The following is an 11,232-nucleotide window of genomic DNA, read 5'->3' as shown; positions in this document are numbered from 1 at the left end:
CCTGGCTCAGCGGCACACCGCCGATACCCGCCACTTGCAAATACGTACCGGTGCTGCTGCCGCCGTAGCCGACGCCGGTCACCGAACCGGCTACGTAGGTGGAAAGCGCGCTACTGCCGCCGCCGTTATTGGCCGAAATGCTGTACGTGCCGTTGGCCACGGCGTTGCCGCTGCTGTCCGTACCGTTCCAGGTGAAGTTGGACAGGCCGGTCGGCTGCGTGCCGAGATCAATGGTGTTGACGACGTTGCCGTTGCCATCCTTGATGGTGACCACCACGTCGCCTGCGGTGGTGACGTTCACGCCGCCGCTCACCGCGCTGCCGCTGTAGCTGAGCGACGTCGACGGCACCAATACTTGACGGCCCACCAGGCTGGCAGAACTGAGCACCTGCGAACTTTGCATGTTGCTGCTGAGGTTGCTGCTCAAACCGGTCAGGCTGGTCTGGATGTTCTGCAGCGCACCGAGCTGCCCGAACTGCGCCATCTCCGATGCCATCTGCGAACTGTCCATCGGTTGCGTAGGGTCCTGCGCGGTGAGCTGCGTCGTCAGCAGCTGCAGGAAATCGGACTGCGTCATGGTCGAGCCGGTCGGTGTGCTGGTGACCGTGCTGCCGGTGAGGCTCAACCCCGAAACGGAATAACTGCTCGTACTGCTAACGGCGCTCATGCTCAGCTACCCAGGTTGATGGTTTTGATCATGAGCTGCTTGGTGGTGTTCATTACTTCCACGTTGTTCTGATACGAACGCGACGCGGAAATCATGTTCACCAGCTCATCGATCGGATTGACGTTGCTGCCGTAGACGAAACCGCTTGCATCGGCCATCGGGTTGCCCGGCTCGTAATGCGATTCCACCGGCTGCTGGCTTTCGGTCACGCCGGCCATGCGCACGCCGACGTTGGCGCTTGCATCACCCGCTGCCACGCCACCTTGCTGCTGCAGCACCGGCGCGAACATCAGTTCCTTCGCCTTGTAAGCCGTGTTGGGGCTGCTGCTGACGCTGTCGGCGTTGGCCAGATTGCTGGCGACGGTATTGAGCCGCAGCGACTCGGCGGACATGCCGGAGCCGGCGGTGTCGAAAATCTTCATCAGGGACATCAGCTTTGTCCTCCACCATTGATGGCCAGGCGCAGCTGCTGGATCGTGCTGTTGATGAAGCTCAAGCTGGCCTGGTAATGCACCATGTTGCTGGCAAATGCCGACTGCTCTGCCTGCGCATCGACGGTGTTGCCGTCCATGCTCGGCTGCAGCGGCACGCGGTATTTCAGGGCGTCGGCCGATTCGCTGGTGGTGGTCAGCTGCCCGGGTGTGGGCGTGCTCAATGCCAGCGACGGCGAAGCTTCCCCGCTCGCTTGCTGCAACACCTGGCGAAAATCGACGTCGCGCGCTTTGTAATCAGGCGTATCGGCGTTGGCGATGTTCGACGCGATCACTTCGGAACGGCGCTGCCAGACATCCAGTGCCTGGCTGCTCAAACCGAACACGTTGTCGAGAAGATTGCTCATGAATGCGTCTCCGCGGCCGATAACCGCCTACGGAGGGATTTGAGCAAGTTGCATGCCACGGCTTGACAACGTCGTGGAAACCGCATGGCAAAGCCATTTGCGGTGACTTACGCCATTCGCATACGTCATGCGGCGACGTTATACCGGCGCGCCGGGACGGATTCCCGACATCACCACGGCAGCGCAGGCGCCGTCAATTTGTTGACGGGTCCATCAACTCCAACACGGTCTTCGCCAATAAATCGGGCTGGAACTTCGCAATAAAGCGATCGGCGCCGACGTCGCGCACCAAGGTTTCATTGAATACGCCGCTCAGCGAGCTGTGCAGCACCACTTTGAGCTGGCGCAACGCAGGTGTTTCGCGGATCGCACGCGTCAAGGCATAGCCATCCAGGCGTGGCATTTCGATATCCGAAATCACCAGCGTGATGCGTTCGCCATCGCCTTCCATCATTTGGGTAAGCAGCTCCAGCGCCTCCTGGCCGTCCTGGGCAATCACGCAATCGAGGCCCACCTGCTTGAACAGGTGAATCAAGCGGCCGCGCGCCACCACGGAATCGTCCACCACCATGATGCGGCGCGTGGACAAATGCCGACGTTCCGCCTGCTGCTGCAGATGCAGCGACACCTCCGTCGCCACTTCTTCGATGCTGGCCAGCACATGCTCCACGTCGACCACCGCCATCAGCTGGCCATCGATGCGGCTCACTGCGTTGACGCGATTGCCGAAGCCCAGCGTGACGGAAGGCGCTTCCAGCGACTCGCCCGTGCAGTGCACGATGCGCTGGAAATCCGTCACCAGGAAACCCTGCACGGAGCGGCTGAACTCGGTTACCACCACATGCGCCGACGCCACCTCGGTCAGTGGCGGGTAACCCATGGCAACGGCCAGGTCGATCACTGGAATGGTTTTGCCGCGGTAATCGAAACTGCCGGCCAGCCAAGGGTGCATGCCCGGCAACTTTTCCATCGCCGGCCTGCGCAGCACCTCGCGCACCTTGAATACATTGATGCCGAACAATTGCTTGTCGCCCAGGCGAAACAACAGCATCGCCACGCGATTGTGGCCGGCCAGGCGGGTGTGGCTTTCCACGCTGTCGAGGAGCGCCGTTGTTGTCATGGGGCGGACTGCATGATGTCGATGACGAACTATCGGCTGACTCACCGCAGGCTTGAGGCTGGGGCGCTCGTAAATCGGGAATCGTCAATCGCAAATCCAGTGAAGAGCATCAGAGCATCCCTGACGATTCCCGATTTTACGAATCACGAACATGGCACATCGTTTGCTTCCTCAACTTTCGACCGTTCCCGCCGATCTCTGAGAACCCATCAACGGAACTCTTTTGTCTATGAGTCTGATCCGCAGCCAGCACCTGGCCGCCCTGATCCAAGCCGCACTGGCCGGCAACGAGGCTGAAGTCGCGCGCCTGCGCCATAAGCACCCCGGTGCAGCCAAGTTGCTCGAGCCGGTATTCGCGCGGCTGGCGCCGCGCGCGCCGGCGGTGGTGGCCTTGCAGTCGCTGGAACAACAAAGCCTGGTGCTGACGCATTCGCAGACACTGCATCGCGAGCAGTCCGCGCTGGAACAATCCATTGGCGAAACCCGCGACAGCGTCGGACAGTTGACGGAGGGCAGCGCCGGCATGTCGGCGACCCTGCAGCAGGCGCAAGGCGGTGTCGAGCAAGCGGCCAAGGCCGGCGAGCACAGTTCGGCCAACGTCAGCGAGCTCAACGGCCAGTTGCGGCTGCTGCGCAGCGCGCTGTCGGCGATGAATCAGAGCCAGAGCCTGCTGACCGAGCAGGTGGCGCAGATTCGTGCGCTCACCACCAGCGTGCAGGACATTGCCCATCAAACCAATCTGGTGGCCTTGAATGCCGCCATCGAAGCCGCGCGCGCCGGTGATGCCGGCCGCGGCTTTGCCGTGGTGGCCGACGAAGTAAAGCAGCTTGCCGAAAAAACCGCCCAGGCGACGGCAGAGATCGAAACCGTCACCAGCTCGATCGGCGAATTCTCGCTACAGATGAACGGCAACGTGCAGCAGAGCCTGCAACGGCTGGAACGCGCGCAGACCGGCGTGGCGGCCACCGAACGCACGTTGCAGCAAGGCAGCGAAACGCTGCAGGCCGCGGGCGATCGCCTGCGTTCGCTGCGCGACGGCCAGGACGGCTTGCAGGTGCGTGCCACGGCGGTGAAAGCCACACTGGGCGCCTTGCAACGCCGCGCGTATGAGTCGCGCCGTCACGGCGAGGCGCTCGGCCGCGCGGCCGCGCTTGCCCATCGCCTGTGCCTGGGCTGGCTGGAAGGCGAAAGCGGCAACGACACCGCCAGCCTCAGCCTTACCGTGCGCGAATCGGTGATCGGTTTGCGTCAAAGCATGGAGCTGGCCTTGCAGGAACCCACTTCGCTCGACCGGCGCTGGTTCGATACCGACGTGCTCAAGCGCAGCCTCGATCGGCTCACGGCGCGGCATGGCAACCATCCGTCGAACACAAGCCTGCAAGAGTCGGCGGCGCGCCTGCGCGAGCATGGCGAGATGTTCCTGGAATTGCTTGGCAACGGGCAGTTCGAGCAGGCCGCGCAGATGTCCGAGAAGCTGGAGAGTGAGCGCGAGGCGATCAATAGCCAGCTGGCGATGATCCTGGCGGGTGCCGGTGCATGAAGCTCTCGCGGACCCGGACGAAGCGCGTAGGCTGGGATGACAATCCCAGCATCCGCAAGCCCCACGGAAAGCTGGGATTGCCATCCCAGCCTACGCGGGCGGGCTTCGCCACGATGTCCCTACTGGTATTCACATTCACCACCCTCGCCCACGCCGACACCACCGCCGCCAACCTGCGCGCCGCCGCCGAACAAGCCGTCCGCACTCAATACGGCACCACCGGCAACCGCGTGGTGATCGTGCCCACAGCGCTCAACCCGCGTCTGCATCTGGCGGCCTGTCCGCACGCCTTGCAGACGCGCCTCCCGCTGCGCCAGGGCGTGCCATCACGCGTGGCCGTTGCTGTCAGCTGCCCCGGCACACCGGGCTGGAGCATCCAGGTACCGGTACAGATGCAGGTGTTCCGCAACGTACTGGTCACCAGCCACCCGATGGCGCGCGGCGACATCCCCGCACCGGGTGACGTGCACACCGAGGAACGCGACGTGGCGCGGCTCGGTTATGGCTATATCGAAAGCCTCGACCAGATCCTGGGCCATTCGCTGAGCCGGCCGCTGATCGCGGGCGTGGTATTGGAACCCGGCGACTTCAACGGACGAGAGACCGTGCACTCGGGCGAGGAAGTGGATTTGGTAGCCCAACTGGGCGGCATCGAGGTGCGCACCCGCGGCATGGCGCTGGACGGCGGCGACACCGGCGCCCGCCTGCGCGTCCGTAATGACAATTCCGGCAGGATTATCAATGGGGTAGTGATTGGGGAAGGCCAGGTGAAGGCGCTCCCTTAACGTTGGACGACCAGCCATACTCATGGCGATCGGCGCTTGAGGAGCACCCTCAAGTTCTTCGGGGAAACGCCGATACCCTTACCAAGGCATATCGAGAGAACGCCAAGAACCATGAACACTACGATCTCGTCCAACGGCTTACCGCAGCTTCCGCTCGCGACGACCAACGCAGAAAACAGCGCCGCCCAGGCCACCACGGCGACCCCATCGGCCAGCGCTTCGGCCTCCCCGGCCGATGACAGCGTGCACCTGACCGATTCGGCCCGTGCCCTGCAAGAGGCCAGCAGCGCCAACGCGCCGGTCGATACCCAGAAGGTGGAGCAGATCAAGCAGCAACTGGCCGCCGGCACCTACAAGGTCAATCCGCACGCCATCGCCAGCAACCTGCTTGCGCTGGACAACCAGATCGGCGGTGCCAAGTAAGAAGCCCATGCCATGAGCCCGAATCTGCAGGCTGAACTCGGTGCCGCACTGCGCGCCGTCCTGGACGAGATGAGTGCGACCATCGCACAGCTCATCACCGTGCTGGACGAAGAACGCGAAGCGCTGAACGTCGCCGACGCCAAAGCGCTCAATCGCTCGGGCGAAGCCAAGCAGATGCTGATGCGCCGGCTCGAACAGCTCGACGTGGAACGCGTGCACCTGTGCAGCACCTCGGCGGACGCCGCGCAGCAAGTCGAGACGCAATGGCAGGAGCTGCTGAAGTCGCTCACGGTTTGCCGCGACAAGAATCAACGCAACGGCGCGCTGGTCGGCCAGCGTCTGACCCAGGTACGGCGTGCGCTGGCGGTGCTTACCGGCGGCGATGCGCAAACCGGCACCTATGGCCAGAACGGCGCGCTGCAGGACACGCACCGGTCGGTGCAGCTCGCCCAGGCATGAAGCTTTTCCGGGCACCCTGATACGGGCGCCCCCTCGTAGCAGTCGCTCCACCCTCAAAGCTCGGTAATTCATGCCATGACGACGACGACAGCCGCTCCCTCGACCAAGCCCTCGAGCAACGACGCCACTGCGCTCAGCGACATGCTGCTACCGGTGGTGCGCAGCCCGATGCTGGACCTGGAGGAAGAGCTGTTCGCCTACGAACTGGTGTTCTATCGCCAGGGCGCCGGTACCGATGCCGACACGACGCTGGTGGGTGGTGTGCTGTCCGGCATCACCGATGGCGCGATCACACGGCTGGTACGCGGCAACCGCGCCTTCATGCGCCTGCCGCGCACCTTGCTGCTGGAAGAAACCGACATCCTGGCGCATACGCCGCGCCTGGGCGTGATCATGCATCCGATCCACGTGCGCGATGCGGCCGTGCTGCAGCGCCTGCAGCAACTGGCCATGCGCAAGTGCCCGCTGTTGCTCGACCTGGGCGATGTCGATCCCAACACCAGCGAACCGCACGGTGCGCTGGAACCGCTGCTGCGGCTGGCGAGCTACGTTCGCCTGGACGCCAAGGCGTTGGACGCCGATACGTTGGCAAGCCGCTGCAAGCAGTTGTTCGAGCGCGGCATCGGCGTGATCGCCGGCAATGTGGATGACCACACCACTTACGCGCGCTGCAAGGAACTGCCGTTCCAGGCGATCCAGGGTCGTTACCTGCTGGTGCCGCAACAGATCGACGTGCCGGTGCTCACGCCAAGCCGGCTCAGCATGCTGCGCCTGATGGGTGCACTGCAGGACAGCAATGCCGGCCCGGTCGAACTGGGCGACATCATCCGCGACGATGCCGTGCTCAGCTACAAGCTGCTGGGCTGCGTGAACTCCGCCTATTTCGCGCTGCCGCGGCAGCTGAAGTCGATCCAACAGGCAGCGATCTTTTTCGGCGTGGCGCGCCTGCGCAACTGGATCTACACCATGGCGCTGGCCAGCACCGACGACCGCCCGCCGGAATTGCTGCGCACCGCGCTGATCCGCGCGCACATGTGCGAAAAGCTGGCGCAAGGCATGCCGAACGGACAACAGGAAATGGCCTTCATGGCCGGCCTGCTGTCCTTGCTCGATACGCTGCTGTGCGCGCCGATGGAATTCGTGTTGAGCCATTTGCCACTGGCGCCGGAAATCCGCGATGCGCTGGTGGAAGACCGCGGCCCGTTCGCCCCCTTGCTGGAACAAGTCTATGCATGGGAAGCCGGCGACCTCAAAGGCGCACACATGCAGCCGCACGACATCCGCAAGATGGCCGGCGCGTATTACGCGGCCACGCAGTGGGCGGACCAGGTGTATTCGTTTGCGGAGCAGCGGCCGAATTGAGGACAGTGTTGTTCGGGCGATAAACGCACGAGTTCATGCGCGTCAATTTTTCGCGGTGGCGAATGATCCTACGTCGCGCAGATCGCAAAGCACATTAGTTTGAACTAAGAAGCTTGATGTTCGCGGTAATTGCCTCTGCCCTGCGAAGTAGAAGCCAACACACACGCCTGCAGTCGCGCCAATCACGCAAGAAACGCACGACTAACGCGCACCTGCACAACAACGCCGTTACAAGCATCGATAACAACGAAGCCCTCGTGCAAGCCACCTGAGTTCTTCGTTTGGCAGGAAGCGTGCGGAACGATTCAATAGGTCGCTAATCATCGATTGGTAGCCACCAGTCATGATATTTCGTGATTTACTTCCGTCTTCAACAATCGTCTTTTAATGCAGATTAAAGCGATCACGCCAAGGGATGGATTTATGAGCTACATATTTAGCACCATCCCATACGTAAACGTCCGCACTCACCGGCTGCTGGACAGACTTTCCACTTTTATCAACGACCCATTGCAGGTTAGAAAATATAACGCGCTGCTTATAATCACCCGGATCATTCTGCGCATAGACAAACTCCGGCATCATCATTGATGATGCCTCAAGAACCTTATTCACCCTGCCTTTTTCAAACGCAAAAATGCACGCCGTATAAACACCGTTCCCGCTGATCCAGAGCGATACAAGTTGCGGATCAAGCTCAGATGTTGCAAATAACGATATAGGCTGAAGATGCGGAGAAAGCGAAAAAACAACCTCTTTACCACGATAAATTGTCAATGCCGCATCACTAGGGCCAGCGTGAATCGAAGAGCGAACTACAACGGCCTGATACGCATTCCCGTCTCCCGCATCCACATTACTAAATAGAACAACTGGATGCTGCTTTTTATCCATTAACAACGAGTCGTTGTCACTGGCGCGAGCAAGTGATACCAAGCCGAAGGCAAGAAGAAAGACAGGCAGATAGGAAATTTCTTTCTTCATCATGTCTATTTGTGTATTTCGCAGAAAAAGTGGCCGGATGAAATTAAAACTCATTAAGTACCTCGGACCCTTTGCGGCGGTAGGCAATCATACGGAATTGGCCAATCGAGCGAATATCGCGATGGCTTGACGAACTTCGCATCCTATTTGCACGAATTACCCACCCAACTGCTTTAGCTTTTCTCCAGCGTCCTCATCACCCATTGATTTAGCGACACGAAGCCAGTACCCGGCCCAACGGGTGTCACCCCTATTCAAATAGCTGATACCCAGGTTATATGCCGCCTCAGGACATCCTCCGGCGATCGCACGCTTGTACCAGTAGCGAGCCTTGTCGAAGCTGACCTTAACTCCATCACCCTCATCATAAATGTTAGCGAGATTGACTTGGGCCTCACGACTTCCCTCTGAAGCAGCTGTCAGAAACAACTTGATTGATCGCGAACGCTCACCAGACTCGAATAAATCACATGCATCTTCGAGCAATTTCCTTGCTTCACATTTCACCTTATCCGAGATGGTTGACACCTTTCTTTTGGACTGTTTCATCACGCCCCCACCGGTGCAAGAGCAATAATAACAATGATAACCAGGACGCCACCGACAGTGATGATCTTCGCAGCTGGAGGCGGGTTCGTGGCCGGATACCCCATTGGTGAATTATCAATATCCGGCGCATCCGAACCCGGATACATCTGAGGCTCCAACGAATCAAAGGGATCCATTTTTTGCTTACCCGATTCGTCTGGACAAATGTAAGGCGGACGCTTCTTGTATTTTTTCTTACCTGTTTGAGGATCCTTCTGCCATCCCCAACCTGGATTATTTGGGTCATCTTTCCAGTGCTTTCCAGGGTTATTAGATCCACCTGCATTACCTGACCATCCGCGCTCGCCGTTGTTACCCGGAGCAAGCCCCAACGGATCAGTATTGTCGAGCGGATCGTCAGCCACATAGGCATAGAAGCTCAATTGCTTGCCGCCGAATGTGATCGGATCCTCACTAATAAACCCACCCATCATCGGGCTGTAATAGCGTGCTCGGTAGTAATACAGCCCTGGAATATCCGCCTCGCGCCCCGTGTACTGGTACGGATTCGTAAAGCCCGTGGTCGTATCGCTCGGTGTCACATTCCCATACGGATCATAGCTGTACTTCTGCCTGATCGCCCCCGTCGAATCGGTCAACGCGATCGTGCTGTTGAGCAAGTCCGTCAAGAAATACGTCCGTCCCGTCACATCGTTGCGCGCGAAGCGCTCATCGACACCGGGTCCAACCAAAATCGGATTGACTGTGCCGCCTTGCATTTCTTGAACGGCGTTGTTGCCGTCATACAGAAACTGGGTAGCCGTGCCCTGCACGGCCTTGCCAATGCGCCGCCCCAGCGCGTCATAGCTAAAGCTCAATTGGACGGTACTGCCCTGGCTGATCTGCACGAGCTGATTCCGCGCATTCCAGGTGTACGTGTTCGTGCCATCGCTGGTCAGGTTGCCGTTGGCATCGTAGGTCAGTCCCGCGCCGTTGAAGCTCGTTTCCCGATCATTGAGGTCGAACGTCGCCGCTTGCGTGGTCGCCGTCGGCAGCACGTCCGTCGCGAACGTGCCGCCCTTGCTCGTGATTCTTCCGTCGGCATCGTAGCCGTACGTCAGGTTGCCCAACGTGGTGCCGTTGCTCTGGGTGTAGGTCAACCCGGTCAGCTCGCTGGCGGTGTCATAGCCGTAGGCGACGGTGATGCCGTTGGGCAGTATCAGCGTGGCGCGCCGGTTGTCCGCGTCGTAGGCCAACTGCACCGTTTCACTACCCTGCGTGATCGCCGTGAGGTGATTAGCATTGTCGTAGGTGTAGTTGGCCGTCGCCTGCGCGGCGGCAGTCATGCTGGTGCGCCGTCCTACTGCGTCGTAGGTGTAGCTGAGGCTCCCTTGCGGACTGCTAGTACCGGTGACGCGATCGAGGCCGTCGTAGCTCCAGCTCAGCGTGCCACTGCTTGAGTCGGTCAGGCTGGTCAGGCGGTTGCCCGCGTCATAACTGGACTGGATGCCAGAACCGTCTGCATAGGACACCAGGCTTTTGCGGTCGAGTGCGTCGTAGCTGATATCCGTTACCTGCCCCTTGCGATCGGTATGCGTGAGCACGTTGCCCATGCCGTCATACGTCCACGACTCGCTCTGGTTCATTGCGTCCGTACGCGTGATCGGACGGTTGCGGTTGTCGTATACGTAGTTGATCACACCGGCATTGGGCAGCGTGACGCTCAAAAGGTTGCCATTGCTGTCGTAGTTGAACGTCGTGGTTTGATTCAGGGCATCTGTGGCCGATACCACCCGATTGTTGGTGTCGTACTGCGTGAGTGTGACGTTGCCCAAGGCATCACGGGTAGCGATGCGGCGGCCCAGGGTATCCACCACGTAGTTGGTGGTACGACTCAACGGATCGGTCACGCTCTGTAAGTCATAGCCTTGGTACGCGAACGTCACCGTGTTGCCCCGGGCATCCTGGGCCGCCGTGGGCTGACCCGCGCTATTGCATTGGATGGTCGCGCTATGGCCGAGTGGGTCGGTGACTTGTGTCAAGCAGCCGTTGGTGTAACTGAAGTGAGTCGTATGGCCGAGCGGATCGGTCATCGACGCGAGCTGGTTGTAGTCGTTGGTATAGGCGAATTGGGTGGTGACGGCGTTCGATGTACCCGACAGCCGGGTAATGCTCGTGACATTGCCCAGCGCATCGTAGGTATAGGCCGTGGTACGCCCTAGAGCATCGGTTTCGCTATCAAGGAGACCCGATGGCTCGCGCTGGAAGGTCGTCGTTTGAGCCAACGAGGTGCCGTATGCCTCGGTAATGCTGGATGGATAACTGCTGGTGAGGTCGAAGGCTACCTGCTCTTGATTGCCGTTCGGATCCGTGACCGTAGTCGCCGTCACCACGTTGCTGCTGTTGGTGGTGTAGCCGAATTGATAGTAGGTGTTGTCGGCAAAGGTCTGCCTGGTGACGCGGCCGTTGGCATCGTACTGGTTGGTGATCTTGGTATTCCCGCGCCGATCCTGGATGGTCAGCATG

Annotated in this window: 12 protein-coding genes; 5 read left to right on the top strand and 7 right to left on the bottom strand. The window is 60.2% G+C overall.

All coding sequences use genetic code 11. The features are described 5' to 3' along the window. From VMA74_RS00960 to VMA74_RS00945, 4 genes are all read right to left on the bottom strand, one after another. A partial coding sequence (locus tag VMA74_RS00960) for a flagellar hook assembly protein FlgD (RefSeq protein ID WP_325363906.1) occupies positions 1 to 667 on the bottom strand: 667 nt, incomplete at its 3' end. 2 nt (positions 668 to 669) lie between these two features. After that, on the bottom strand, positions 670 to 1,098 hold the full coding sequence (flgC, locus tag VMA74_RS00955; protein ID WP_325363903.1) for a flagellar basal body rod protein FlgC: 429 nt from the start codon (positions 1,096 to 1,098) through the stop codon (positions 670 to 672). Beyond that, complete coding sequence (gene flgB, locus VMA74_RS00950) at positions 1,098 to 1,505, bottom strand: flagellar basal body rod protein FlgB (protein WP_325363901.1); 408 nt, start codon at positions 1,503 to 1,505, stop codon at positions 1,098 to 1,100. Before flgB ends, flgC begins: the two co-directional genes overlap by 1 nt. A 193-nt stretch (positions 1,506 to 1,698) precedes the next feature. After that, positions 1,699 to 2,625, bottom strand: coding sequence for a chemotaxis protein (locus tag VMA74_RS00945; RefSeq protein ID WP_325363899.1), 927 nt, complete (start codon positions 2,623 to 2,625; stop codon positions 1,699 to 1,701). A gap of 229 nt (positions 2,626 to 2,854) precedes the next feature. Between VMA74_RS00945 and VMA74_RS00940 the strand changes: the two genes are divergently transcribed. From VMA74_RS00940 to VMA74_RS00920, 5 genes are all read left to right on the top strand, one after another. Continuing rightward, positions 2,855 to 4,165, top strand: coding sequence for a methyl-accepting chemotaxis protein (locus tag VMA74_RS00940; RefSeq protein ID WP_325363897.1), 1,311 nt, complete (start codon positions 2,855 to 2,857; stop codon positions 4,163 to 4,165). A gap of 113 nt (positions 4,166 to 4,278) precedes the next feature. Further along, the gene (flgA, locus tag VMA74_RS00935) at positions 4,279 to 4,950 is read left to right on the top strand and encodes a flagellar basal body P-ring formation chaperone FlgA (RefSeq protein WP_325363895.1); all 672 of its coding nucleotides are present in this window, start codon (positions 4,279 to 4,281) and stop codon (positions 4,948 to 4,950) included. A 111-nt stretch (positions 4,951 to 5,061) separates the two neighbouring features. After that, on the top strand, positions 5,062 to 5,373 hold the full coding sequence (gene flgM, locus VMA74_RS00930) for a flagellar biosynthesis anti-sigma factor FlgM (RefSeq protein ID WP_325363893.1): 312 nt from the start codon (positions 5,062 to 5,064) through the stop codon (positions 5,371 to 5,373). Between the two features lie 12 nt (positions 5,374 to 5,385). Next, positions 5,386 to 5,832, top strand: a complete 447-nt coding sequence (locus VMA74_RS00925) for a flagellar protein FlgN (protein WP_325363891.1) — start codon at positions 5,386 to 5,388, stop codon at positions 5,830 to 5,832. A gap of 75 nt (positions 5,833 to 5,907) precedes the next feature. Then, positions 5,908 to 7,194, top strand: coding sequence for an EAL and HDOD domain-containing protein (locus VMA74_RS00920; RefSeq protein ID WP_325363889.1), 1,287 nt, complete (start codon positions 5,908 to 5,910; stop codon positions 7,192 to 7,194). A 384-nt stretch (positions 7,195 to 7,578) separates the two neighbouring features. Here VMA74_RS00920 and VMA74_RS00915 read toward each other — a convergent pair whose 3' ends face one another. The 3 genes from VMA74_RS00915 to VMA74_RS00905 form a co-directional block, all read right to left on the bottom strand. Then, complete coding sequence (locus tag VMA74_RS00915) at positions 7,579 to 8,181, bottom strand: hypothetical protein (protein ID WP_325363887.1); 603 nt, start codon at positions 8,179 to 8,181, stop codon at positions 7,579 to 7,581. A gap of 153 nt (positions 8,182 to 8,334) precedes the next feature. Further along, positions 8,335 to 8,727: a tetratricopeptide repeat protein gene (locus VMA74_RS00910; protein ID WP_325363885.1), complete on the bottom strand. Its 393-nt coding sequence runs from the start codon at positions 8,725 to 8,727 to the stop codon at positions 8,335 to 8,337. Beyond that, the coding region (locus VMA74_RS00905) for an RHS repeat-associated core domain-containing protein (RefSeq protein ID WP_325363883.1) at positions 8,727 to 11,232 on the bottom strand (2,506 nt) is incomplete at its 5' end. The genes VMA74_RS00910 and VMA74_RS00905, both read right to left, overlap by 1 nt.

Origin of the sequence: Dyella sp., assembly GCF_035508675.1 — a bacterium.
Classification (GTDB): Bacteria; Pseudomonadota; Gammaproteobacteria; order Xanthomonadales; family Rhodanobacteraceae; genus Dyella_B.
The sequence above is the reverse complement of the archived record's forward strand: the minus strand, read 5'-3'. Positions and strand labels throughout refer to the sequence as shown.

What these genes read in the sequence shown, in the direction of transcription:
- flgC (WP_325363903.1), bottom strand. Translation starts at nt 1,098, where the DNA reads ATGTCCCTGATGAAGATTTTCGACACCGCCGGCTCCGGCATGTCCGCC.
- VMA74_RS00940 (WP_325363897.1), top strand. Translation starts at nt 2,855, where the DNA reads ATGAGTCTGATCCGCAGCCAGCACCTGGCCGCCCTGATCCAAGCCGCA.
- VMA74_RS00925 (WP_325363891.1), top strand. Translation starts at nt 5,386, where the DNA reads ATGAGCCCGAATCTGCAGGCTGAACTCGGTGCCGCACTGCGCGCCGTC.
- VMA74_RS00920 (WP_325363889.1), top strand. Translation starts at nt 5,908, where the DNA reads ATGACGACGACGACAGCCGCTCCCTCGACCAAGCCCTCGAGCAACGAC.
- VMA74_RS00915 (WP_325363887.1), bottom strand. Translation starts at nt 8,181, where the DNA reads ATGATGAAGAAAGAAATTTCCTATCTGCCTGTCTTTCTTCTTGCCTTC.
- flgA (WP_325363895.1), top strand. Translation starts at nt 4,279, where the DNA reads ATGTCCCTACTGGTATTCACATTCACCACCCTCGCCCACGCCGACACC.
- flgM (WP_325363893.1), top strand. Translation starts at nt 5,062, where the DNA reads ATGAACACTACGATCTCGTCCAACGGCTTACCGCAGCTTCCGCTCGCG.
- VMA74_RS00945 (WP_325363899.1), bottom strand. Translation starts at nt 2,625, where the DNA reads ATGACAACAACGGCGCTCCTCGACAGCGTGGAAAGCCACACCCGCCTG.
- flgB (WP_325363901.1), bottom strand. Translation starts at nt 1,505, where the DNA reads ATGAGCAATCTTCTCGACAACGTGTTCGGTTTGAGCAGCCAGGCACTG.
- VMA74_RS00910 (WP_325363885.1), bottom strand. Translation starts at nt 8,727, where the DNA reads ATGAAACAGTCCAAAAGAAAGGTGTCAACCATCTCGGATAAGGTGAAA.